The sequence below is a fragment of the Gordonia bronchialis DSM 43247 genome, from assembly GCF_000024785.1.
GTDB classification, from domain to species: domain Bacteria; phylum Actinomycetota; class Actinomycetes; order Mycobacteriales; family Mycobacteriaceae; genus Gordonia; species Gordonia bronchialis.
This window is the reverse complement of record NC_013441.1, coordinates 1926707-1950515: the sequence shown is the minus strand read 5'-3', so window position 1 is coordinate 1950515 and position 23809 is coordinate 1926707. Positions and strand designations below refer to the sequence as shown.

The window sequence follows — 23809 nt, the reverse complement described above, 5'->3', positions numbered from 1 at the left end:
ATGAGCGTGCCAGATCGTCGCCGATTGTGATCGGGCCGTGTCCTGACGAGGTGAGCGGGTCAAACGCCCCAGTGCCGACCGGTCAGCCCGACAGCCGAGCCAGCATGTCGCGGGCCTTCTCCGCACTCTTCGGATCGCACAGGACGTCGTAGCGCCCCGCGACGAGCTGCATGGTCGAGGCAAAATCACGCTGTCCGCGCGTGGCGGCGTACGGGATCGTCGTCGAGATGACGCCGAAGATGATGCCGCCGATGGTGCCGATGAGGATTGGCGCGAGCGGATTGCCGGTGAACACCAACGAGACCAGCAGGCCGAAGAAGAATCCGAGCCACGCCCCGGAAACCACCCCGCCGCCGATCACCTTGCCCCAGGTGAGTTTGCCGATCACGCGCTCGACCTGCATGAGATCGACGCCGACGATCGTCACGTCCTGGACCGTGAAGTCCTGATCGGACAGGTAGTCGACGGCCCGCTGAGCCTGTTCATAGGTGCTGTAGGAGCCGATCGGCCATCCCTTCGGCGGGGTCGGGAGGCCCGGGGTCTGCTGGCCGGGTCGCATCGGGTTGGTCATCTCGGCTCCTCTGGACTACGGCGGGCTCGGCTCGGTCGGATCCGACCTCTGCCACTACCCTTACTCCCATGTCGTCGGTGAACAAGGTGTTCGTGGCCAGATTAGTCGGATTGGCCGTCCTTGGTCCGGACGGCGAATCCATCGGCCGGGTCCGCGACGTGGTGATCAGCGTCCGTCTGCCCGGGCAACAGCCACGTGCGCTGGGCCTCGCCGTCGAATTGACCACGCGCCGAAGGATTTTCGTCCCGATGCTGCGTGTCACCACCATCGATCCGGGCGCGGTGACCCTCAATACCGGCACGGTCAGTCTGCGCCGGCTGCACCTGCGTCCGGGCGAGGCCCTCGCGATCGGGCAGATCCTCGACACCCGGGTGCGTATCGAGGATCCCGACCTACCCGAACTCGGCGGCACCGACGTGACGGTGATCGATCTGGGCATCGAGCAGACCCGCACGCGCGACTGGGTGGTGTCCCGCGTCGCGGTCCGGGGCGGTCGCCGCGGTCTGCGGCGACGTGGCGAGACGCACGTCGTCGAGTGGACAACCGTGCGGGGCCTGACCCAGAGCGCACTCAATCTCCCTGGTCAGGGCGTCGCGCAGGTACTGCTGCAGTTCGAGGGCATGCGCGCCGCCGACGTGGCCAATGCCCTGCGGGAGCTGCCGACCAAGCGGCGCGACGAGATCGTGGCCGCCCTCGACGACGAGCGGCTCGCCGACGTCCTGCAGGAACTCCCGCCCGACGACCAGACCGACGTACTCGCCCACCTCGAACGGGATCGCGCCGTCGACGTGCTCGAGGCGATGGACCCCGACGACGCCGCCGACCTGCTCGGCGAACTCCCCGACACCGAGGCACAGGCACTGCTCGAGGAGATGGACCCGCAGGAGTCCGAGCCGGTGCGCCGCCTGCTCCTGCACTCCCCGGACACCGCGGGTGGTCTGATGACCTCGGAGCCGATCGTGGTCACCGCGTCCACCACGATCGCCGAGGCACTGGCGCGGGTCCGCAATCCGGATCTCACCCCCGCCGCGGCGAGCCTCGTCTTCGTGGTCCGGCCACCCACGGCCACGCCGACCGGCAAGTACCTGGGCTGCGTCCATCTGCAGGCGATGCTGCGCGAGCCGCCGGCGAACATCGTCGGCGGCATCCTCGACACCGATCTCCCGCACATGCGGCCCGAGGATTCACTGGAGTCGATGACGCGCTACTTCGCGACCTACAACCTGGTGTGCGGTCCCGTGGTCGACGAGCAGGGGCATCTGCTCGGCGCGGTCAGCGTCGACGACCTGCTCGACGAGATCCTGCCGCGTGACTGGCGTGAGAACGAACCCGACGAGGACACCGCGGACACGGTCGTCCACACTCACCGGGTGGGTGGCCGATGAGCGACCACGGCCGCAAACTCGACACCCCGAGCACGCGCCGGGGCATCTCGTTCAACCTCGATTCCGACGTCATCGGGATGCACAGCGAGCGCATCGCGCGCTTCCTGGGCACCGGCCGCTACCTCGCGATCCAGACGGTCATCGTGATCCTGTGGATCGCGTTCAATCTGCTCGCCGTGTCGCTGCGCTTCGACCCCTATCCGTTCATCCTGCTCAATCTGGCCTTCTCCACGCAGGCGGCGTACGCGGCGCCGCTGATCCTGCTGGCGCAGAATCGGCAGGAGAACCGCGACCGCGTGGCCCTCGACGAGGACCGCGCCCGTGCGGCCCAGACCAAGGCCGACACCGAGTTCCTCGCCCGCGAACTCGCCGCCGTCCGGCTCGCCGTCGGCGACACCGTCTCGCGCGACTACCTGCGCAAGGAACTCGACGATCTGCTCGACGAGCTCACCGAGCGACTCACCCGTGGCCCCGACGACGGTCAGCCCCAACGCCCGGACGGGCATCGTCGACGACCGGCCGAATGAGATGTCCCGCGGGTTCCCTGATCGGTAACCACTGATCGGTCCGGGGCGGCCACCTGCGGATGTGGCGGGGTAACTTCTGTGGCGATCGGTTCGATCTTCTGTAGGTGAGCGCACAATGCGACGGTTCCTGCATTGGGTCACCCGACCCATATGTATGGTGGGTCACAGATTCGGGTCGGCCGGGTGCCGCCCGTGAACTGATTCACCGTGCTGTCGGGGGCAGATGAGTTATGCGTGAGAGCAACGGAGCGAACGTGAGCGAACGGGTGTGTCCGCGCGCGACCGACGCGTGTGGCGTTGTACCGGGTTCGATGACCGTCGGGTGTCGGACCCGATGAGTTCTCTGTCGGGTCGCGGCGGCCTGTTCCGGCGTGCCCGGGGACCTCGCCGGCCGCACCGGTATCCGCGGCGCGTCCTGAGCGTCGCCACCGGCAGCGCGGTGGTGGGGGCCCTGGTGCTGGCCACCGCCACCTCGAGCGCCCACGGCGGAATCGCACCGACGGCCACGGTGACCGACGATCTCCCGGTGATCGTCGCCGAGATCGTCGCGTCGACGCCGACCGCACCGCTCGGGTTCGCCCCGCCGCCTCCGAAGGCGGTCGCCGCGATCGCTCCACAGTTCCGCATCGCCGCCGATCTGCCCTCCGGGCCGCTCGGCATCCCCGGCATCGTCCTGCAGGCCTACAAGCTCGCCGCGAACCGCATCGGGGCCGAATCCCCGCAATGCAAACTGCCGTGGTTCCTGCTGGCCGGGATCGGGCGCATCGAGTCGAACCACGCGAGCAACGGTTCGGTGGATCAATACGGCACCACGATCAATCCCATCGCGGGACCCGTTCTCGACGGTTCGCTCGCCGGCAACGCCGTCATCCGCGACACCGACGGCGGACGCATCGACGGCGACTCCGGCCACGACCGGGCGATGGGCCCCATGCAGTTCATCCCGAGCACCTGGGCGGCCTGGGGCTCGGACGGCAACGGTGACGGGAAAGCCGACCCCAACAACGTCTTCGACGCGACCTACTCGGCCGGGCGCTACCTCTGCGCCGGGGTCACCGACATCATGAACGACCGCAACAAGGTCGCCGCGGTCCTGCGTTACAACCACTCGATGGAATACGTCGCAAACGTGCTGAGCTGGGCGGGCGCCTACGCGACCGGCGTGATGCCGACCAATCCGATCCCCGAACCCAAGCACGCGAAGTCCTCATCGCGCTCCTCGTCGTCCAAGCCGTCCACACCGTCGCGGCCCAGCGGCAGCGAGTCCGAATCCTCGACCTCGTCGAGCACGACGTCCACCCCGCCGCCCTGCCTGGTGATCTGCCTTCCGACGATCACCCTGCCGCCGCTGCCGGGCCAGCCCCGGGCGACACCCAAACAGAACGCTCCGCGCCAGGAGGCGCCCCGCTCCGGTCGTGCCCAGACCACTCCGCCGACCGCGGATTCCACCCCGGTGCCCCGACGGTAGGCTGGTGGGGATGACAATCGGAGTCTCCCCCACGGAATCCTCGGTTCGCGCTGCGTTGAGCAAGGTTCGCGACCCCGAGATCGGTAAGCCCATCACCGAGATCGGCATGGTCAAATCGGTGTCGATCAACGACGACGCGAGTATCGACGTGTCGGTCTACCTGACGACGTCGGGCTGCCCGATGCGCAACGAGATCGCCGACCGCGTCCGGAGTGCCGTCGCGGACGTCCCCGGCGCCGGCACCGTCCGCGTGGATCTCGACGTGATGAACGACGAGCAACGCACCGAGCTGCGCAAGAAGTTGCGTGGCGACAAGGCGGAGCCGGTGATCCCGTTTGCCCAGCCCGGCTCATTGACCCGGGTGTATGCGGTGGCTTCCGGCAAGGGCGGCGTCGGCAAGTCGAGTGTGACGGTCAATCTCGCGACCGCGCTGGCCGCACGCGGACTCAGCGTGGGCGTCCTCGACGCGGACATCTACGGCCATTCGGTTCCGCGGATGCTGGGCAGCGATGCGAAGCCGACACAGGTCGAGAAGATGATCATGCCGCCGATCAGCCATGGCGTGAAGTTCATCTCGATCGGCCAGTTCACCGACGGCAACACCCCGGTGACCTGGCGTGGACCGATGCTGCACCGCGCTCTTCAGCAGTTCCTCGCCGATGTGTACTGGGGCGATCTCGACGTCCTGCTGCTCGATCTGCCGCCCGGCACCGGTGATGTCGCCATCTCGATCGCCCAGCTGATCCCCGGTGCCGAGATCCTGGTGATCACCACCCCGCAGCAGGCGGCTGCCGAGGTGGCCGAGCGGGCCGGCGCGATCGCCCTGCAGACCCGCCAGAAGATTCTCGGGGTCGTGGAGAACATGTCCTGGCTCGAACTGCCCGACGGCACGCGGATGGAGCCGTTCGGCGCCGGCGGCGGCGAGCAGGTGGCGCAACGACTCACCCGCGCCGTGGGCGCGCCGGTGGAGTTGCTCGGGCAGGTTCCGCTGGAGACGACTCTGCGTGAGGGCGGTGACGCCGGCGTGCCGGTGGTGTTGTCGGCGCCCGAGTCGGCGTCCGGGTCGGCGTTGCGGACGATCGCGGAGCGGCTGGCGGTTCGCAAACGCGGCCTGGCCGGGATGAGTCTCGGACTCGACACGGTACGCCACGACTGATCTCGAAGCGAGGTCTCCCCGGCGCGAACCACTCAGGTGGCGTCCCAGTCCTCCACCGCCGGTTTACGGTTGCTGTGCTTGCGCATCTCGACGCCCGGACGCTTCGTCCCGCTCGTGTTCGACCCCTGGCGATCCGTTGACTCGGGCGTCGGCGTCTCGGGCATCGGCGCAGATACCGGCTTGACCGCCGGCGTATCCGCCGTCCGGTCGAAAGTCGTTGCGTCGGAGACCATCCGGAAGACGGAGTCGTCCCCGTCGAGCAGGTGTTTGGTGACAATCGACCGCGGGGTCATGCCACGCAATTCGTTCAGTTCGGCCAGCGGTTTGCGCAGGTCCTCGAAGTCGGTGCCCAGTTCGTCCTTGAGCTGGCTGGTCGCACCCGTCGCATAGTCACGGACCTGACGCAGGGATTTGAACGTCCAGGAGATGGCTCCGGGCAGGCGTTCCGGACCGAGGATGATGAGACCCGCGATCACCAGGATCGCGATCTCTCCCCAACCGATGCTGCTGAACATGGGATGCCTCAGTCACTGACGGGCGTGATGGTGCCGGTGAACACCCGATTGTCCCGGGAGTACTTGAATGGTACTGACTCGCCGATCTTCGCGGTACGCACCGCGACATTCAACTCGTCGGCGCTTTCCACCGGCCGGCCGTTGAACTGCACGATCACGTCGTTCTCGCGCAGTCCGGCACGATCGGCGGGACCACCGCTGACCACGTTGCGGACCTGGGCCCCGAGAACGCGTTCGTTGCGGACCGAGCTGACGTTGACCCCGATCTGTGGGTGCTTGACCGCACCGTCACGGATGAGGGTCTGCGCGATTGGTTCGGCCTGGCTGATCGGGATCGCGAAGCCCAGTCCGATCGAGCCGCCACCACCGCTGCGGATGGCGGTGTTGATGCCGACGACCTGCGCGCGATCGTTCACCAGCGGGCCGCCCGAGTTGCCGGGGTTGATCGCCGCGTCGGTCTGGATGGCGTCGATGACCGCGTCGGTGTCGGATTCCGCATCCGGCGCCAACGCCACGGCACGGTTGAGCGCGCTGACGATTCCGCTGGTCACGGTTCGGTTGAGGCCGAGTGGCGAACCGAAGGCGACGACCTCTTCACCGATCTGCAGGTCACCGGAGTTACCCAGCTTCGCGACCACCAGGTTGGCGACGTTGTCGACCTTGATCACCGCGAGGTCGGTCTTGGGGTCGCGCCCGACGACCCGTGCGGGCACACGCTGGCGATCGAAGAAGACGACCTCCAGCCTGGCGCTGCGTTCGGTCGCGGCCATCGAGATCACGTGATTGTTCGTGAGGATGTAGCCCTGGGGACTGATCACGAAACCCGACCCCGTCCCCGACGCGCTCGCGGTACGGACGTCGATCTCCACCACTGAGCGTTCCACCGCCTGCACCACGCGGGCGACGGGCGAACGCGGGTCGCCGTTACCGGTGGAGTCGTCGGTGGACAGTTCGACGGTGTTGCTGTGCAGGGGCGCCGAAGTGCCGGCGGTCATCCGGCCCATCAGCCCGCCGAGAATGCCGATGAGCAGCGCGATGACCGCGAGCACCACGAGGGCCACCCAACTGACGCGGTTGCCGAAGAGGATGTCGCGCACTCCCAGTTTGGGACCGGGAGCGCTCGGTGGGGCGGGCGTGGCGACGGCGACCGCGGGGGTGTCGAGATGCGCCGGGCTCTCCGGGTCGCGCCACGGGTCGGCCGGCGCCGGCTCGTCGTCGGCTTCGCCATAGGTCGCGAGCGGGTCGCGCTGCAGGGTCTCGTCGGAACCCGCGGGCCGGCCGAACGCCTCCGCGAGCACCGGGTCGGGCGGAGCGATGTGCGGTTGGGGAGTTTGCGTCGACGGCGAGGTCGCGAACGATCCGTGCGCACCGTCGGGCCGACCGAAGACCTGAGCGGTTCCCGGCGAGACCGGCACATGCAGGCTGCGACGCGACGTGGCGGCGGGATCGCCGACGACCGTTGCCCCGGCGCCCGGGTTCTCCGGGCGCGCGAATGGGGAGAAAATCGCCTCCCGAGCGTTACCGCTGTTCGGGTCCCTGTTGTCAGCGTCCCTGTTGTCAGCGCCCTTGTTGTCAGCGCCCCTGGTGTCGGCACCGTCGCTGTCGTTCGCACCGCCGTCGTTCACGTCCCCGCCACCGTTCACTTCGTTGTTGCGGTCCAAATCAGCGGCCCCACCGACGCGTCATCCGGCCGCGTGTCATCGGCGCGGGGATGGACGACGCCGGGAAAGCACCCGGCATCCGGTCGGTGGCGGCGTCCCCCGAGGTCATGTCGATCTCGCGCGTCGGGATCTGGGTCAGCTGACTGAGCAGTGAATCGGGGATCGAGACCCGACCCGATTCGCGTAGGCGGGCCCGCGCCGAGGTCTGGGCGTCGACGGCGGCCACGCACTCCGGGCAGAGGGCGAGGTGATGGGTGGCGCGCATGTGGGCGGTCATGCCGAGTTCGCCGTCGACGAAGGCCGCGACGGCCTCCGGAGCGAGATGCTCGGTCGGCGCGAATCGGCGACCACCGGGCCTGCCGGGAGCACGGTAGCCGCGGTTGGGTTCGATCGACGACGGCGCGGGTGTCCACCGGGACGGGTCCCACGCGGAGCGGCGACGACGGAAAGAGGGTGACGAACCCGGCTCCCCGACCTGCGCACCTCGGGTTGGCCGACCTCGATGACCATCCATCATCGTCGTTCACCCCTTTCCGCGACGTTCGTCGCCGTAGCACCGTGGCCTGGTCGCACGCGATCACATTGGTGTGGGTGGGCGTGCGGCGTCCCAGCTTATCCGAAAGTGACAACGTCGCCGACGGTGGCAAGGTTCCCGGCCGGCCGAGTTCATGTCGGGTGTCCGACGCCGGGACAGGTCAGCGGCCCACGGCAACCGACCGGCTGCTGGTGTGCCCCTGGGCGGCGAGAGCATCGCGGATGGTCTGCCGACCTCGGTGGATACGGCTGCGCACGGTGCCGAGCTTGACGCCGAGCGTCGTGGCGATCTCCTCGTAGGACAGACCCTCGATGTCGCACAACACCACTGCGGCGCGGAATTCCGGGGCCAGCGAGTCGAGCGCGCGTTGCAGGTCGGGATCGAGGTTGGTGGCATCGAAGACCTGCTGCGGGTCCGGGGTGTCGGCCGGTACGCGGTCGTACTCCTCGGGCAGCGCCTCCATGCGGATCTTGTTGCGGCGACGCACCATGTCCAGGAACAGGTTGGTGGTGATGCGGTGCAACCAGCCCTCGAAGGTTCCGGGCCGATAATTCGACAGCGACCGGAACACGCGGATGAACGTCTCCTGGGTCAGGTCCTCGGCGTCGTGCTGATTTCCCGAGAGGCGATAGGCGAGGCGGTACACACGATCGGCGTGCTCACGCACCAGTTCGTCCCAGGACGGCATCAACAGATCGTTGCCGGTGGCGTCGAACCCGGCAGTCCCGGCAGGGACGGTGTCGGCGGACTCCAGGGGATCAGTCATCGTGGGTGGTGTGTTCCTTTCTCGCTGCTCGGTCAACCTGACATCGTGGCGATTCGATTCCAGTGTCCCATGCGTTCACTTGGGTGAACATCGGACACCATGGCGGGTATTCCGGCACCGGTCGCCCGGCCTCGAGAATCACCCTCTCCCACCGTGGTGTGGTCGCAGTGTGAGTCGGCTGAGGTTTCGCTGAGGAAGTGCGGCCGCCGGGTTGGCGTGCCGTCCGCGCGTTCGTCCGGGCTGCGGATTAACCTCGATGTGTGACCGACTCATCATCGCCGGCCCTCATCTCCTATGCGGAGTCGGCCATCGTCGAGGACGACGCCCTGCTGGCCGCCCGTACCCGCGCGGCGGAGCTGGGCACGAACCCGGTGAGTCCCTCGGTGGGCGCGCTGCTGGCGCTCTTGGCCCGCGCGACCGACGCACGTGCCGTCGTCGAGATCGGCACCGGGACCGGCGTGAGCGGATTGTGGCTGCTCAACGGGATGGCGCCCGATGGTGTGCTGACGACGATCGACCCCGAACCCGAGCATCACCGCGCCGCGCGGCGCTCCTTTGCCGGCGGCGACATCCCGGCCGGGCGGACGCGTCTGATCAACGGCACCCCCACCGAGGTGCTCCCCCGCCTCACCGACGCGTCCTATGACCTGGTGTTCGTCGACGGCCCGCTGATCGATCACCCGCGTTACGTGCGCGAGGCCATCCGGATGCTGCGGCCCGGCGGTGTGGTGGTGGTGCACAACGCCACCGCCGACGGTGCGGTCGGCGATCCCGGCCGCAACGACCCGGTGACCGCCGCCGCCCGGGAGGCGGCCATGATCATCGCCGACGACGAGCAGCTCCTGCCGGTGGTCATCCCGCTCGGTGCCGGTGTCCTCGCCGCCGCCAAGGCACGCTGAGCGGTCCGCTCACACGTCGGTCGAGAACCGAACCCCGTTGTCGGGGATCTGGATGCCGGGCCACACCCGCGCACCGCGCAACAGTTCGCAGCGGGCCCCGATGTCGGCGCCGTCGCCGATCACCGTGTCCCGGATCAGCGCCCGCGGTCCCACGCGCGCACCGAACCCGACGATGCTGCGTTCCACCACGGCCCCGGCCTCGATCACGGCGCCGTCGAAGATGACCGCGCCGTCGAGCCGGGCGCGTGGGCCGACCTCGGCACCGCGCCCCACGACCGTCCCCCCGATGAGCAGGGCGCCCGGCCCCACCCCGGCGCCCTCGTGCACCAGCGACTCGCCGTGCCGGTCACCGAGCGCGGGCGAGGGTGCGATGCCGCGCACGAGGTCGGCCGATCCGCGGACGAAGTCCTCGGGGGTGCCCATGTCGCGCCAGTAGGCGTGGTCGACGTGGCCGTGAATGTGTTTGCCCTCGAGCAACAGTCGGGGGAAGACCTCGCGTTCGACCGACACCGGGATACCGGCCGGGATCGATTCGATGATCTCGCGGCGGAACACGTAGGTGCCGGCGTTGATCTGGTCGGTCGGCGGGTCCTGTGTCTTCTCCAGGAATGCCGTCACCCGGCCCTCGTCGTCGGTGGGCACGCAGCCGAACGCGCGGGGGTCACTGACCCGGACGAGGTGCAGGGTCACGTCGGCACCCGACTGCCGATGGCCGTCGATGACCTCGCGGACGTCGGTACCGCCGAGGACGTCACCGTTGAACACGACGACGGTGTCGGCGGTGATCACGTCGAGCACGTTGCGGATACCACCGCCGGTGCCCAACGGTGACTCCTCGGTGACGTAGGTGAGCCGTAGACCCAGTTTGGAGCCATCGCCGTAGTACTCACTGAACACATTCGCCTTGAACGAGGTGCTCAGCACGACGTCCCGGATGCCTGCCGCCCGGATGCGCGACAACAGGTGGGTCAGGAACGGCAGCCCGGCGGTCGGCAACATCGGCTTGGGCGCGGACAGGGTGAGCGGCCGCAGCCGGGTGCCTTTTCCGCCGACCAGCACCACTGCCTGGACCTCGCCGGAACCGGCGTCGGACACCGAGCCCCCCACGGTGTTCTCGTCCACGTGTCTGTCCTTCCTCGGTGGTGACCGCAACGCCGGCCGCCGTCATGAGTTCTGTGCCTGTCCGTCGGTGCCGGTCTGGGCATCATCGCGCAGTCCCCGGCGGGCTGCACGGACGGCGAGCCGTGACCGCACTGCCAGCCCGGCATGTAGGACCAGGCGCAGCGGCGCCCGCAGGACCCCCGGATTGCGGTCCGCCTGGAATCGGTAGGCGCTGCGATGATGCGCGGGCAGCATCTTCTCCGGGTTGCGTCCGGCGGTGTGCCCCTTGGTGTGGATCACCTCGGCCGACGGGACGTAGACGTTGGACCAGCCGGCACGACCCAGCCGGTCACCGAGATCGACGTCCTCCATGTACATGAAATACCGCGGGTCGAAACCACTGATGGCGTCGAATGCCTTGCGCCGCACCAATAGACACGATCCCGACAACCAACCGGTGGTTCGTTCGGATGGCTCGGCGTCGTCGTCGCGGTAGGCCGCCGTCCACGGATTGGATTTCCACACCGTGCCGAGGATCGCGTGACCGGTGCCCGAGATCAGATCGGGGACCCGGCGGGCCGACGGGTAAACGGTGCCGTCGGGTTCGCGGATCAGCGGCCCCAACGCGCCCGCATCCGGCCATCGGCGCGCGGCGTCGAGGAGCTCGTCGATGGCTCCGGGCAGCCACTCGATGTCGGGATTGGCGATCACCACGTATTCGACGTCGGGGTCCAGGTCGGCCACGGCGCGGTTGATGGCGCCGCCGTAGCCGATGTTTCCGCCGGTGCGCACCAACCTCACCCGCTCGTGGTCACGTTCGGCGGCCTCCGGCGCTCCGTCACCGGAACCGTTGTCGGCGATGATCACCGACGGCCGCTGCTCGGACGCGACGTCCAGACTGCGCAGAAAGGTCGTCAGGTAGTCACCCGACCAGTAGGTGACGGTGACGACGGCGAACTCCGGGGACGCCGGTGTTGGGGCAGACACCGGCTCAGGGTAACGAACCGGACGCGGGCTCTGACGCACCGATCGCCTCGTCGAGCGCCGCCCGCCATTCACGTAGGGGACGTAACCCCGCGGCCGCCCACGAGGCACCGGACAGGACGGAGAACGCCGGCCGCGGTGCCGGACGGGGGAATTCGGCGGTGGTACAGGGGTGCACGCGGTCCGGCGAGGCCCCGACCTGGGCGAACACGGCGCGCGCCACCTCATACCAGCTGGCGCGCCCGGCGTTGGTGCCATGCAGGACGGCGCCCGCCACCGCCTCGGTGGGTCCGGTCGCGGCGAGTTCCCACAGACCGTCGGCCAGATCGCGGGCGTACGTCGGTGAACCGACCTGATCGTCGACCACCGACACCGTCTCGCGGGTCTGCTCGAGCCGCCGCATGGTGCCCACGAAGTCGCGACTGTCGGGGCCGCCGGTGTAGACCCAGGCGGTGCGCACCACGGTGGTCCGGGGGTCGGTGTCCAGCGCGGATCGTTCGCCCGCGAGTTTGCTGGCTCCGTAGACAGTGGCCGGTATCACCTCCCCCACGTCGTCCGGTTCGTAGGGTAGCGCGGGAGACCGCGGGCCGGTCTCGCTGCCACCGACCTGACCGCTGAAGACATAGTCGGTGGATACGTGGATGAGCCACGCCCCGGCCGCCACCGTTGCCCGCGCGAGATGGGCCGGGCCATCCGCGTTGACGCGATAGGCACCGGCCTCGTCGCTCTGTGCGCCGTCGACATCGGTGTAGGCGGCGCAGTTGATCACCACGTCACCCGCCGCCAGATCGCCCAGCGCGGCGCGCACGGAGGCCTCGTCGCCGATGTCCAGGTCGGCCGAGGTGAGCGCGCGGATATCGTGACCGGGGAAGTCGGCCGGCCGCCGTGCGCGCAGGGCGGTACCGAGCTGACCGGCGGCGCCGACGATGTACACGGTCGCCGAAGCTGAAGGTGACATGCGCACCATCGTGCCGCACGCACACGGACTCATCGTGCGGTGTCGGTCTCGGTGTCGGTCCTCTCGGCGTTGCGTTGTCGAATTCCGGAATCACTTCAGTAGCCTGGCGTCAGACCAACAACATCAGAAACGCCAACCACTCCCACCACGGCGGTTGCACACCAGGTGCCTCAGCTGTCCACCGCGTGGGTGGTTCAGTCGAAAGGTATCGCCCACCCGTGGATCTCCCACCCGACGGCACCCGAGGACGCCCGCGGCCGCACCGCGACGCACCGCCGGAACCGCGCCGGCGCCGACCGGCGCCCGGCGGTGCCCGCACGGGTCAGCCACGCGGCGCGGGAACCGACCACCCGGAGCGCGGACCCCGGCGGGCCGATGCCACCGAACCCGAACGACGCACCCAGCCGCGACGGGCGCCCCGCGACCCGTCGGATCGCGCCCGCGAGCAGCAGACCCCGCGCCGACGACCGGCCCGCGGCACGGCACCACAGGGTGGGGCGGCACCCCGGGATGCCGCGCCGCGCACCGAGCAGCGCGACCCCGAGCGCCGCCCCCGTCGGGCCGATCCCGCCGATCCCTCGCGGCCGCGACGACCCGCGAAACCGACGCGGACCGACGCGGAGAAACGACGCACCTCCGGGGAGATCCACACCCGCACGAGGCCGGCCGCCGAGGGGTCACGCACCGGCCCGCCGCCCACCCGCCGCCGGCGCAAGCCCTCCGCGCCGGATGCGGTCCGCGCCGACGGCGCACCGGCGCCCGACACCAACGACGCGCCGGTCGACGGCCCGCCGCCCGGCGGCGGCACGACCGGCCGAGGTGGTCGCGGAGGCCGTTCGGCCTGGGGCCGCGGGCTGGTCGCCCTGGTCTCGGTCGCGGTGCTGATGTGCACGGGTTATGCCTGGAACAGCCTGAACAGCCTGCAGAACAAGATCAACCAGATCAGCGGTCTCGGTCTCGGCGGCGCCGAAGACGGTGCGGTGGACATCCTGCTCGTCGGTACCGACTCCCGCACCGATGCCAAGGGCAATCCGCTGTCCGCCGATGAACAACGCATGCTGCGGGCGGGCGACGAGGTCGCGACCAACACCGACACGATCCTGCTGATCCGTATCCCCAACGACGGGTCGTCGGCGACGGCGATCTCCATCCCTCGCGACTCCTACGTGCAGGTGCCGGGGATCGGGATGAGCAAGATCAACGCCGCCTACGGAGCGACCCGCGAAGGTGTGCGGGCCCGCGAGGTGAGTGCCGGGACTTCGGAGAAGAAGGCCGACGCCGACGGGACGTTCGCCGGCCGCAAGGCGCTCATCGACACCGTGGCCGGACTCACCGGGGTGCATGTGGATCACTACGCCGAGGTCGGGTTGCTCGGCTTCGTCCTGTTGACCAAGGCCGTCGGTGGTGTCGACGTCTGCCTCAAGGCGGCCAGTGTCGACCCGGTCACCGGGGCCAGGTTCCGCGCCGGCCGCCAGACCCTCAGCGGACCACGCGCCCTGAGCTTCGTCCGGCAACGACACGGTCTGCCGCGCGGCGACCTCGACCGGATCACCCGCCAGCAGGCCTACATGGCGTCGCTGACGCAGAAGATCCTGTCCGCCAACACCCTGACCGACCCGGGCAAGCTGTCCGACCTCGAGGAGGCGGTGTCACGGTCGGTGGTCATCGACGATGACTGGGACGTCGTGTCCTTCGCCGAACAACTCAAGGACCTCAGCGGCGGGCGCGTCAAATTCGCCACCATCCCGGTGGTCACCGAGCAGGGCTGGAGCGACGACGGACAACAGAGCGTGGTGCGGGTGGATCCGGCCGCGGTCGCGAAGTTCACCGACGGACTGCTCAATCCCGACCGCACCAATGCCCAGCGCAGTGACTACACCGTCGACGTGGTGAACGCCGGAACCGTGGACGGGCTGGCGTCCAATGTGGCGAATATCTTGACCAACAAGGGTTTTCAGGAAGGCAGCACCTCCACGCAGCCCGCGGACACCCGCGACTCGGTGGTGCTCGCCCATGACGACAACGACGGTGCCCGTCTGCTCGCCCGTGATCTCGGCGGAGCTCGCGTCCAGGTCGATCCGTCGCTCGACGAACACCGGCTCAAGGTGGTCCTGACCAACACCTACTCCGGTCCCGGATCCATCTCGGACACGGGTTCGCAGGAGGACAACCGTCCCGCCAGTGAACGTGTCGGCAACAACCGGCCGCCGATCACCGCGGGCACCGACGGACCGACGTGCGTGAACTGATGAACCCAGCCACGTTGACCGACAGCATCTTCGGCGCCGTCGCCGATCCGAGCCGGCCCCTGCTGACCTACTACGACGACCGCACCGGGGAACGGACCGAGCTGTCCGGCGCGACACTGGGCAACTGGGCCGCCAAGACGGCCAATTTCCTCGCCGACGAGATGGGTGTCGGCCCCGGCGACACGGTCCGCGTCGATCTCCCCGAGCACTGGCAGACGGCCGGAATCCTGTTGGGCGCCTGGTGGTCTGGCGCTCATGTCCGTCTCGGTACCGGCGACGGCCCCGACGATCGAGTGGTCTTCGCATCGGTTGGGGGAATCGACGATCATCCCGATGCCGACGAACTGGTCGTCGCCTCCCTCGATGCGTTCGCACTCCCCCTGCGTGACCTCCCGCCGGGCGTCGCCGACTTCGGGTCGGCGGTGCGGATCCACGGCGATGGCTTCACGTCGCGACCCTATGCCGGAGCGGTCCTCGAGGACACCGACGCCCCGACGATCGCGCAGCAGGCCGCCGCGGTCGCATCCGCTGCCGGGATCGGCGCCGCCGCGCGCGTGCTGTCGACCCGCGAGTGGCGCACCCGCGACGGTGTGATCGCGAACCTGCTGGCCCCCTGGCTGGCCGGCGCCGGACTCGTGCACGTCGCCGGGGCCGACGCGAGTTCCCTGCCGGGGCGTGCCGAGACGGAAAAGGCGACAATCATTCTGAGTTGACCCCGTACGCGAACGGAGCGGACCTTTCGTATCAGTCGCCCATCCGGCACAGTGGGGCCATGAAGATTCCTGCCGTCGTGGCACGCATCAACAAGAAGGTCACCAATCCCATCCAGCGGATGTGGGCGCCCCGCCTGGCGCCCTACGCGATGGTCGAGCACGTCGGCCGCAAGTCGGGGCGAAAATACTCCAATCCTGTTCTCGCGTGGGTGCAGGGCGACCGCCTCGCGATCGTCCTCACCTATGGCCGCCATACCGACTGGGTTCGCAACGTGCAGGCCGCCGGCTCCTTCGGCCTGGTCCGAAAATCCAAGCACTACACCGTGACCGGCCCCCGCGTCGTACCGTCGGACTCGCCTGACATCCCGCGTGGCGCCCGTATCCCGGGCCGGTTCTTCGACTCGGTCCTCCTCGGTACCCTGCACGAGGACTGACGCCACCACGGGACGCGGGGATACGCGGCTGGTCCGCCCTAGTGTCCTGAGTCATTAATTGTCATTCGGTTGATAGACTGGGGAATGGCAACCCGGGGTCCGCGAGCAGTGGATATTGTTCTGACTGATGACGAGCGCCGTGAGCTCGAAGGGTGGGCGCGTCGGCGAACGACGGCCTCGGGTTTGGCGATGCGATCACGAATCGTTCTCGCCGCCGCTGATGGCGGGTCGAATACTGAAGTGGCACAACGACTCGGCCTCAATCGCAGTACCGTGCGGCGATGGCGAGGCCGGTTCGTCGAGCACCGCTGCGAGGGGTTGCTCGACGAACCCCGGCCCGGGCGACCTCGCACCGTCGGCGACGAGCAGATCAAAGACCTGATCACCGCAACTCTCGAGACCACTCCGAAGAATGCGACACACTGGTCGACTCGGTCGATGGCTGAGCATCTCGACATGTCGCAGTCAACTGTTTCGCGTGTATGGAGAGCGTTCGGATTGGCTCCACACAAACAGGATTCGTGGAAGCTGTCGAAAGATCCCATGTTCACCGAGAAGGTCCGCGACGTCGTCGGGCTCTACATGAACCCACCCGAACGTGCCCTGGTGCTCTGCGTTGACGAGAAGACCCAGATCCAAGCGCTCGATCGCACCCAGCCGATCTTTCCCATGCTCCCGGGCACCCCGCAACGGGCCAGCCACGACTACGTGCGCAACGGCACCTCCAGCCTGTACGCGGCGTTGGACATCGCGTCGGGCAAAGTCATCGGTTCGCTTCACTCACGGCATCGCGCAACGGAATTCATCGGATTCCTCCGCAAGATCGACGCCGAGGTGCCCGACGAGCTCGACGTCCACCTGGTCATGGACAACGCCTCTACCCACAAGACGCCCGCGGTCAAACGATGGCTGACCTCGCACCCACGATTCGTTGTCCACTTCACCCCGACGAGCTCATCCTGGATGAACCTCGTCGAACGCTGGTTCGCCGAACTGACCACCAAGAAGCTCCAACGCTCCACCCACCGCACCGTGAGAGCGCTCAACGCCGACATCAAAGCATGGATCGAGACCTGGAACGACAACCCCCGCCCCTACGTGTGGGTCAAGACCGCTGACCAGATCCTCGACTACATCGCCCACTACTGCACACGAATTAATGACTCAGAACACTAGTCCCCCAGCAGTTCCTGTTGCAGTGCGGCGTCCTTGTCGAGCACCATCTGCTCGAGGTCCTGCTGGAAGGACACCATCCGTTGGCGCAGTTCGGGATCGCCGGAGGCGAGAATCCGCACGGCGAGCAGACCCGCGTTGCGGGCGCCACCGACCGACACGGTGGCCACCGGCACACCGGCGGGCATCTGGACGATCGACAGCAACGAATCCATCCCGTCGAGGTAGCGCAGTGCGACCGGCACCCCGATCACCGGGAGCGGCGTCGCCGACGCCACCATGCCCGGAAGATGGGCTGCGCCACCGGCTCCGGCGATGATGACCTCGATGCCGTTGTCCGCGGCGCCGGCGGCGTAGTCGAGCATGCGTTGCGGCGTGCGATGCGCCGAGACCACCCCCACCTGGAACGGGATGTCGAACTCGGCGAGGGCCTCGGCGGCCGCCTTCATCGTCGGCCAATCCGAATCGCTGCCCATGATCAGCCCAACCCGTGGCGCCGGGTTCTTCTGGGCCGAATTCTCTTGGGTCGAACCCTCATTCACTGTGCACATCCCATCCGTCGGTCCACTCCGCGTGCGACATCCAGTGGGCGGCACGCTCGGCGCGCTCGCGGACGGCTTCGGGTGAATCATCAGTCCGGCCAACAATATTGACGTGCCCGATCTTACGGTCGGGTCGTTCGCCCTTGCCGTAGAGGTGCACCTTGGCGTCCGGCATGCGCGCCATCAGGTGATGGACCCGCTCGTCCATCGACATCGTCGGCGTCTGCCGAGCGCCGAGTACGTTGGCCATCACGGTGATCGGGGCTCGCGGCGAGGTGTCACCGAGCGGGTAGTCGAGCACCGCGCGCAGGTGCTGCTCGAACTGCGAGGTGAGGGCACCGTCCATCGTCCAGTGACCGCTGTTGTGCGGGCGCATGGCGAGCTCGTTGACCACGAGTGCGCCGTCGGTGGTCTCGAACAGCTCCATCGCCATCACCCCGACGACGCCGAGCTCGTCGGCCAGCCGCAGCGCCATCTGCTGGGCCTGCGCGGCGACGGCGTCGTCGAGTCCCGGCGCGGGAGCGAGCACAACCGCGCACTGTCCGTGCCGCTGAACGGTTTCCACCACCGGCCAGGCACCGCCCTGCCCGAAGGGTGAGCGCGCGATCATGGCCGACAGCTCACGACGCATGGCGACCCGGCTCTCCGCGATCAGCGCCGGCCGGTCCACGGGGTGGGTGTCGAACACGTCGAGCGCGGCGTCGCGCCGGTCGAGCAGCCATACGCCCCGACCGTCGTAGCCGCCGCGAACGGTCTTCAGGACGATCTCCCAGTCGTGCGCCTCGCCGAACTCGACGAGTCGCGCACGCGCCTGCTCACGATCGCCGGACAGATCGGCGAAGTCGGGAACCGGCAGACCCAGATCGGCCAGCCGCCGGCGCATGGCGAGTTTGTCCTGCGCGAAATGCAACGCCGCCGACGGCGGGCGGACCGCCACCCCGTCGGCCTCGAGTTGCCGCAGGTGTTCGAGAGGGACGCCTTCATGGTCGAAGGTGAGGGCGACGGCGCCGGCCGCGGCGCGACGCAGATCGTCGAGCGCGTCATGCGAACCGAGGACCACATCGGCGCTGACCTGCGCGGCCGGGTCGGCGGGGTCGGCGGCCAGCACCCGCAGGCACTGGCCGAGCGCGATCGCCGCCTGGTGTGTCATCCGGGCGAGCTGGCCGCCGCCGATCATCGTCACCACCGGCAGGCCGACCGGGTTCTCCACCGACCGGCCGGCACCGTGGGCCGGCGCCCGATTCACCGCCGGGCCCGGTGATCCCACCTGCTCGTTCGCGTTCACGCGAACCATCGTGGCATGCCGGGCAAGTCGGGCGCATGACCGACCGGTCGAGATCCCCCGCGCTTTTGTTTCGTACACTCGGATCTTGTGCCATTCATCGACGAGCTCGTCGCTCGACTCCCCGGGCCGATTCGTCGACTGGCCATGCGGCACCACGAACTCATCAAATTCGCCCTTGTCGGGGGCACCACGTTCGTGTTCGACCTGGCCATCTACTTCGCGCTGAGCCTGACGATCCTCGAGCCGAAGCCGGTGATCGCCAAGATCATCTCGGGCGTGCTGGCCACCATCTTGAGTTACATCCTCAACCGCGAGTGGGCGTTCAAGAATCGCGGCGGCCGCGAACGTCACCACGAGGCCATGCTGTTCTTCGTGATCAGCGGCATCGGTGTCGTCCTGCAGGCCGCACCGCTGTACGTGGCGAACAACATCTTCGACCTGCGAAGCAGCCTGAGTCCCGCGCGCCTCGTGGTCGTGGACTTCATCCTCGGCTTCCTGATCGGCAACATCCTGCAGATGACGTTCCGGTTCTGGGCGCTGCGCAAATTCGCGTTCCCGGAGGAGAACCTGCGCGGCGGCGACGCCGGTTCCACCGATCTGCACCCCACTCCCGCCGAACTCAACGATGAGGAACTCGGTCACGCCTAGGCCGGGGTGAGGCGTCGGGACCCGTCGCATTCGCCGGTCCGCCGTCGCCGGCCGACGAGGTGCCCGACGGCACCACGATCGCGAACACCGGTGGCCGCCGGACGGTGAGTTCGAGTCGTCCGCCGTCGGCCTCCACCAGCGCCCGGGCCAGCGAGAGCCCGACGCCGTTGCCGCCCACACCGTCGGCGCGGCCCGCCGAATACCCGCGCCGGAAGATGTGCTCGACCGCGGGATCGGGGATGCCCTCGCCGTCGTCGGCGACGGTGATCCGCACCATGTCGGCCGTCGGCAGATCACCGACCTCGATGCGGCACTCGCCACGACCGTGTTGCAAGGCGTTGTCGACGAGCACGGAGACCGCCTCCCGCAGCCGTCCGGGCCGCGCGCTGAGCGCCTGCGCCGAACCGTCGAAGGCCGTCGAGATGGTGCGGTTCGCAGCGCCGAAAGCGGCGCGGAAATCGCCGACGAGTGTGCCGAGCATCTCGCGTACGTCGACGATGTGCGGCTCGGCCGGGTCGTCGCGCGATGCCGCCACCATCTCGTCGAGTTCGGTGGAGAGCCGCTCCACCTGAGCGAGGGCCGCCTCGGCCTCGGTCACCACCTCCGGGTCGGGATGCATGGACAACTCGTCGAGACGCAGCTGGATCGCGGTCAGCCGGCTGCGCAGCTGGTGTGAGACGTCGCCGACGATCTCGCCCTCACGTTCCAGACGCAACGCGATCTCCGCGTTGGCGTCGCCGAGGGCGCGCGAGACCCGGTCGAGTTCGGAGATGCCGTACATCTTCCATTCGGTCCGGAAGTCGCCGCGCGCCATCGCCGCGGCGCGGGCGGCCAGGTCGGTCAGCGGGTCGGCGATCCGTCCCGCGGTCACCGCCGCGACCACGGTGCCGGCCGCGATGGAACCGGCGACGGCGATCGCGACGATGCCGACGGCGGCCAGTTGGTCGTCGCGTACCTCGCGCATCGGGATCTCCAGGGTGAGGGTGCCAACCTCGCCGAGTCCGATCGAGTCGGCCATGGCGTCGCCCTCGATCTCGGCGCCGACCACGAGGGACTCGACACCGCCCCAGGAGTCGGGATGCTCCAGCGTCAGCCGGGCGTCCGACGGGAGCAACAGCCGGATGGTGTCGCCGGTGAGAACGTCGGGCGGTAACCGTCCGTCCGGTTGCTCGAGCCGGATCAGCTGATCGGCGACCACCTTGAGGCGGGAATCGAGACTCTGATGTGCGTTGTCGGCGACCCACCACCACGCCACCACCGACAGCGGGATGCCGAGCAGCCCGCCGACCGCCAGCAGCATGGCGATCATCGTGTTCAGTATCCGGCGGCGCATGGGCGGACTCCTCCGATGCGATCAGGGATCGAATCGGAATCCGACGCCACGCACGGTGACGATGTGCCGCGGACGGTCCCGGCGGTCGTCGCCGATCTTGCGGCGCAGCCAGGAGATGTGCATGTCCAGCGTCTTCGACGAGCGCAGATCGGCCGAGCCCCACACCTCGGTGAGGATCTCGTCGCGGCTGACCACCTCGCCGGAGCGCTCCATCAGGAATCGCAGCAGATCGAACTCGCGGTTGGCCAGCACCAGGTCACGTCCGGCCACCAGCACCCGCCGGCCACGGGCGTCGAGGCGGATGTCGCCGCCTTCGAGCACGATGTCGCCGGGCTGACGGCGTCGCAGCAGCGCCCGCACCCGCGCCAGCAGTTCGGCGAGCCGGAACGGTTTGCCCACATAGTCGTCGGCGCCGGCGTCGAGTCCTACCACGAAGTCGACCTCGTCGGTGCGCGCGGTCAGCATGAGGACGGCCAGCGCGGGTCGCTGGGTCCGGATTCGACGGCACGCCTCGAGGCCGTCGACCTCCGGGAGTCCGAGGTCGAGGATCAGTAGCTCGAACCGGTTGTCCATGGCCTGTTCGAGAGCGGCGGTGCCGGTGGTGACGACCTCGCACCCGTATCCCTCGCGGCTCAGCGCGCGAGCGAGAGGTTCGGCGATGGCGGCATCGTCTTCGGCGAGCAGGACGTCGGTCACCGGTCGACGACCCCCGAGTCGGACGCACGGAACCCGCCTTCACGCGGGTCCTCGTCGTCGGCGAGGTCGAGCACCTCGTGATACAGCAGCGCATGCACCTTCTCGACCTGCGGGATGTCGTCGAAGGACAGCGGGTCGTCGGAGGCCGATTCGATGACCAGTGTGCCGGTCCGCAGCATCCGGTCGATGAGACCGTGGCGGAACTCGACCGTGTTGATCCGGCGGATCGGGATGTCGATACCCGAGCGGGTGATGATCCCGTTGCGGAAGATCACGCGGCGGTCGGTGAGGACGAAATGTGTTGTCTTCCAGGACACCAGCGGGCGCACGAAGTACCAGCCGAAGACGGCCACCCAGATGACGCCGACGATGATCAGCAGGACGGTCGTCGGGGTCGATCCGAGGTCGGACCCGGTGATCACCCCGGCCAGCACCCCCGCCACCGCAGTGGTCACCACGAAGATGAGGAACGGCGCCAACAGGCATTTCCAGTGCGGGTGACGATGCAAGACGATGCGCTCGCCGGGCGCCAGGTTCTCCTGCGGGTAGGCCATGGCGTTCAGCTTAGGACGTCGGTGCCTGCCACGACACGACCTCCCGCGCAGGTCGCGGCGCTCGGTAGACTGCACCGAAGCATCAAGCGCAGAACCAAGGGCAGTGAGGAGCATCATGAGCTATCGCGACCCACGGGATCCGCGGGATCCGGGCACCGCCCGGTATGAGCAGGGTTATCCCCCCGAGTCCCGCGCCTACAGCCGCCGCGACGACACGTACGCGCCGGGCGGGACCTACTACGCCGCCGGTCCGCAACCGCCGGGGCCGCCGCGACGACGCGTGGGGCCCGACATCAACGTCGGGATGTTCGTGGGCGGTGTGGTGATGACCGGCGTGGTCACCGGGCTGGCCGCGTGGCTGGCCGCCTGGGTCATCCGCGCGATCGTCGATCAGGTCAACGAGTCCGGCAAGTACGGGGTGTGGAATCCCGTGGCCCGGGACGAGTACTGGTTCGCCCTCGTCGGGTTCCTGTGCGCTCTCGCGGCCGGCGCCCTGTGGTACGTCCTGCAGATCATCACGCCCTCACCGGACCAGTTCTACGTGTGGATCGTCGGATTGCTGGTCGCCGCGGCGGTGATCATCCCGGTGGTGCTGTCCGATCAGATCTCGGTGAAGATCGGCACCGCGGTGATGCATCTGATCATCGGTCTGCCGTTGCTCTCGCTGATACCCGCGATGGGCCGAAAATCCATCAACCGGCGCTGAGCTCAGTCAGTTCTCGGTGCGCAGATGGGTGACATCGCCGGCAGCGGCGGTGGTGCGGTGCCCGTGGTCGTCTTCGACGACGATGCGACCGTCCGCGTCGATGTCCACCGCGGTCCCCACGATGGTCTTGTCGCCGGGTAGTGCCAGGCGTACGCGGCGGCCCAGGGTGTCGCAGCGGTCGCGGTAGTCCGCGGCGACGGCATCGATGTCGTCGGGCCAGCGCTGATCGGCCAGCGCCCGGAGGTACTCGGTGGCGACCGCCGCGACGTCGACCGCACGGCCGGTCGCGATCCGCAGGCTCGTCGCGGTCGGCACCGGCAATTCCTCGGCACTCATCTCGGTGTTGATCCCGATCCCCACCACGACGATCCCGCCGCCGGGGGCGCTCGCGTATTCGGCCAGGATGCCCGCGACCTTCTTGCCGTCGACGAGGACGTCGTTGGGCCACTTGAGCACCGCACTCAGACCGGTTGCCCGGTCGATGGCGTGGGCGGCTGCGGTCCCGGTCGCGAGCGACAGCCAGCCGAGCCGGTCGGGTGCGTCACCGGCGGGCAGGACCGCCGAGATGGCGACCTGGGTGCCGCGCGGTGCTTCCCAGACGCGGGCGTGCCGGCCCCGGCCCGCGGTCTGATCGGTGGTGATGCGCACGGTCCCGACGATTCCGGGCTCATCGGCGCGGGCCATCAGGTCGGCATTGGTCGACCCGGTCGCGTCGACGACCTCGATGCGGTGCCACCTGGTGTCCGCCAGTTCGGTCTGCAGCGCAGTCCGTAGAGGTTCTGTCCCGGCGCCGCGACTGTCCGCATTCTGCTGATCGTCCATGGTCGTCGAGCCTACGTTCTCCCATCCTCCGCGACCATCACGTCGACCACCGACCGATCGCTCGGGAACCTGAGGTGAATCTCACGTTGATCCGGTTGACGTAGCTCACACCCGGGTCGTTAGCATCG

At 68.6% G+C, this 23809-nt stretch carries 25 protein-coding genes; 11 read left to right on the top strand and 14 right to left on the bottom strand.

Annotated features, from left to right (window positions below):
- Positions 1 to 82: 82 nt before the first annotated feature.
- A complete protein-coding gene (locus GBRO_RS09185) occupies positions 83 to 571 on the bottom strand; it encodes a general stress protein (RefSeq protein WP_012833683.1) in 489 nt (162 codons plus the stop codon).
- Between the two features lie 68 nt (positions 572 to 639).
- Here GBRO_RS09185 and GBRO_RS09180 point away from each other — a divergent pair, with 68 nt between their 5' ends.
- The 4 genes from GBRO_RS09180 to GBRO_RS09165 all read left to right on the top strand — a co-directional run bounded on the left by GBRO_RS09180 (position 640) and on the right by GBRO_RS09165 (position 5107).
- Positions 640 to 1956, top strand: coding sequence for a magnesium transporter MgtE N-terminal domain-containing protein (locus tag GBRO_RS09180; RefSeq protein ID WP_012833682.1), 1317 nt, complete (start codon positions 640 to 642; stop codon positions 1954 to 1956).
- A complete protein-coding gene (locus tag GBRO_RS09175; RefSeq protein ID WP_012833681.1) occupies positions 1953 to 2483 on the top strand; it encodes a DUF1003 domain-containing protein in 531 nt (176 codons plus the stop codon). The genes GBRO_RS09180 and GBRO_RS09175 overlap by 4 nt, the downstream gene beginning before the upstream one ends.
- Before the next feature lie 334 nt (positions 2484 to 2817).
- Positions 2818 to 3951 carry a lytic transglycosylase domain-containing protein gene (locus tag GBRO_RS09170; RefSeq protein WP_012833680.1) on the top strand — a complete coding sequence of 378 codons (1134 nt, stop codon included), beginning with the start codon at positions 2818 to 2820 and terminating at the stop codon, positions 3949 to 3951.
- 10 nt (positions 3952 to 3961) lie between these two features.
- A complete protein-coding gene (locus GBRO_RS09165; protein ID WP_012833679.1) occupies positions 3962 to 5107 on the top strand; it encodes an Mrp/NBP35 family ATP-binding protein in 1146 nt (381 codons plus the stop codon).
- A 32-nt stretch (positions 5108 to 5139) separates the two neighbouring features.
- On the opposite strand, the gene tatB is transcribed toward GBRO_RS09165, so the two are convergent.
- From tatB to sigE, 4 genes are all read right to left on the bottom strand, one after another.
- On the bottom strand, positions 5140 to 5622 hold the full coding sequence (gene tatB / locus GBRO_RS09160) for a Sec-independent protein translocase protein TatB (RefSeq protein ID WP_012833678.1): 483 nt from the start codon (positions 5620 to 5622) through the stop codon (positions 5140 to 5142).
- Between the two features lie 8 nt (positions 5623 to 5630).
- The gene (locus tag GBRO_RS09155) at positions 5631 to 7247 is read right to left on the bottom strand and encodes a trypsin-like peptidase domain-containing protein (protein ID WP_052298382.1); all 1617 of its coding nucleotides are present in this window, start codon (positions 7245 to 7247) and stop codon (positions 5631 to 5633) included.
- 37 nt (positions 7248 to 7284) lie between these two features.
- Positions 7285 to 7800 carry a hypothetical protein gene (locus tag GBRO_RS09150; protein ID WP_041919825.1) on the bottom strand — a complete coding sequence of 172 codons (516 nt, stop codon included), beginning with the start codon at positions 7798 to 7800 and terminating at the stop codon, positions 7285 to 7287.
- Between the two features lie 178 nt (positions 7801 to 7978).
- Complete coding sequence (gene sigE, locus GBRO_RS09145; protein ID WP_256596329.1) at positions 7979 to 8620, bottom strand: RNA polymerase sigma factor SigE; 642 nt, start codon at positions 8618 to 8620, stop codon at positions 7979 to 7981.
- A 224-nt stretch (positions 8621 to 8844) separates the two neighbouring features.
- Between sigE and GBRO_RS09140 the strand changes: the two genes are divergently transcribed.
- A complete protein-coding gene (locus tag GBRO_RS09140; RefSeq protein ID WP_012833674.1) occupies positions 8845 to 9483 on the top strand; it encodes an O-methyltransferase in 639 nt (212 codons plus the stop codon).
- Positions 9484 to 9492: 9 nt separating this feature from the next.
- On the opposite strand, the gene manB is transcribed toward GBRO_RS09140, so the two are convergent.
- Genes manB through rfbD form a run of 3 tightly spaced genes read right to left on the bottom strand, consistent with a single transcriptional unit; the run spans position 9493 to position 12535 of the window.
- Positions 9493 to 10605, bottom strand: a complete 1113-nt coding sequence (gene manB / locus GBRO_RS09135; protein WP_012833673.1) for a mannose-1-phosphate guanylyltransferase — start codon at positions 10603 to 10605, stop codon at positions 9493 to 9495.
- A 42-nt stretch (positions 10606 to 10647) separates the two neighbouring features.
- Complete coding sequence (locus GBRO_RS09130) at positions 10648 to 11571, bottom strand: glycosyltransferase family 2 protein (protein ID WP_012833672.1); 924 nt, start codon at positions 11569 to 11571, stop codon at positions 10648 to 10650.
- A gap of 4 nt (positions 11572 to 11575) precedes the next feature.
- Positions 11576 to 12535 (bottom strand): dTDP-4-dehydrorhamnose reductase, encoded by a 960-nt coding sequence (gene rfbD, locus GBRO_RS09125; RefSeq protein WP_012833671.1) that lies wholly within the window; start codon positions 12533 to 12535, stop codon positions 11576 to 11578.
- A 209-nt stretch (positions 12536 to 12744) separates the two neighbouring features.
- On the opposite strand from rfbD, the gene GBRO_RS09120 reads away from it, so the two are divergent.
- From GBRO_RS09120 to GBRO_RS09105, 4 genes are all read left to right on the top strand, one after another.
- On the top strand, positions 12745 to 14775 hold the full coding sequence (locus tag GBRO_RS09120; RefSeq protein ID WP_012833670.1) for an LCP family protein: 2031 nt from the start codon (positions 12745 to 12747) through the stop codon (positions 14773 to 14775).
- The gene (locus tag GBRO_RS09115) at positions 14763 to 15488 is read left to right on the top strand and encodes a TIGR03089 family protein (RefSeq protein WP_041919824.1); all 726 of its coding nucleotides are present in this window, start codon (positions 14763 to 14765) and stop codon (positions 15486 to 15488) included. Before GBRO_RS09120 ends, GBRO_RS09115 begins: the two co-directional genes overlap by 13 nt.
- A 59-nt stretch (positions 15489 to 15547) precedes the next feature.
- Positions 15548 to 15922 (top strand): nitroreductase family deazaflavin-dependent oxidoreductase, encoded by a 375-nt coding sequence (locus GBRO_RS09110; protein WP_012833668.1) that lies wholly within the window; start codon positions 15548 to 15550, stop codon positions 15920 to 15922.
- 84 nt (positions 15923 to 16006) lie between these two features.
- Entirely contained in the window at positions 16007 to 17098 is a 1092-nt protein-coding gene (locus GBRO_RS09105) for an IS630 family transposase (protein WP_012833667.1), read from the top strand.
- Here GBRO_RS09105 and purE read toward each other — a convergent pair.
- Positions 17095 to 17646, bottom strand: coding sequence for a 5-(carboxyamino)imidazole ribonucleotide mutase (gene purE, locus GBRO_RS09100; RefSeq protein WP_052298251.1), 552 nt, complete (start codon positions 17644 to 17646; stop codon positions 17095 to 17097). The genes GBRO_RS09105 and purE overlap by 4 nt on opposite strands.
- Complete coding sequence (locus GBRO_RS09095; RefSeq protein WP_041919823.1) at positions 17630 to 18931, bottom strand: 5-(carboxyamino)imidazole ribonucleotide synthase; 1302 nt, start codon at positions 18929 to 18931, stop codon at positions 17630 to 17632. Before GBRO_RS09095 ends, purE begins: the two co-directional genes overlap by 17 nt.
- Before the next feature lie 78 nt (positions 18932 to 19009).
- Between GBRO_RS09095 and GBRO_RS09090 the strand changes: the two genes are divergently transcribed.
- On the top strand, positions 19010 to 19570 hold the full coding sequence (locus GBRO_RS09090; protein WP_012833664.1) for a GtrA family protein: 561 nt from the start codon (positions 19010 to 19012) through the stop codon (positions 19568 to 19570).
- Here GBRO_RS09090 and GBRO_RS09085 read toward each other — a convergent pair.
- Genes GBRO_RS09085 through GBRO_RS09075 form a run of 3 tightly spaced genes read right to left on the bottom strand, consistent with a single transcriptional unit; the run spans position 19542 to position 22153 of the window.
- Positions 19542 to 20903: a sensor histidine kinase gene (locus tag GBRO_RS09085; RefSeq protein ID WP_012833663.1), complete on the bottom strand. Its 1362-nt coding sequence runs from the start codon at positions 20901 to 20903 to the stop codon at positions 19542 to 19544. The genes GBRO_RS09090 and GBRO_RS09085 overlap by 29 nt on opposite strands.
- 21 nt (positions 20904 to 20924) lie before the next feature.
- The gene (locus GBRO_RS09080; protein WP_012833662.1) at positions 20925 to 21599 is read right to left on the bottom strand and encodes a response regulator transcription factor; all 675 of its coding nucleotides are present in this window, start codon (positions 21597 to 21599) and stop codon (positions 20925 to 20927) included.
- Entirely contained in the window at positions 21596 to 22153 is a 558-nt protein-coding gene (locus GBRO_RS09075; RefSeq protein WP_012833661.1) for a PH domain-containing protein, read from the bottom strand. Before GBRO_RS09075 ends, GBRO_RS09080 begins: the two co-directional genes overlap by 4 nt.
- 115 nt (positions 22154 to 22268) lie before the next feature.
- Between GBRO_RS09075 and GBRO_RS09070 the strand changes: the two genes are divergently transcribed.
- The gene (locus GBRO_RS09070) at positions 22269 to 22859 is read left to right on the top strand and encodes a hypothetical protein (protein ID WP_012833660.1); all 591 of its coding nucleotides are present in this window, start codon (positions 22269 to 22271) and stop codon (positions 22857 to 22859) included.
- Positions 22860 to 22865: 6 nt separating this feature from the next.
- Here the strand turns inward: GBRO_RS09070 and GBRO_RS09065 are convergent, their stop codons facing one another.
- Complete coding sequence (locus tag GBRO_RS09065) at positions 22866 to 23681, bottom strand: biotin--[acetyl-CoA-carboxylase] ligase (RefSeq protein ID WP_012833659.1); 816 nt, start codon at positions 23679 to 23681, stop codon at positions 22866 to 22868.
- Positions 23682 to 23809 lie beyond the last annotated feature (128 nt).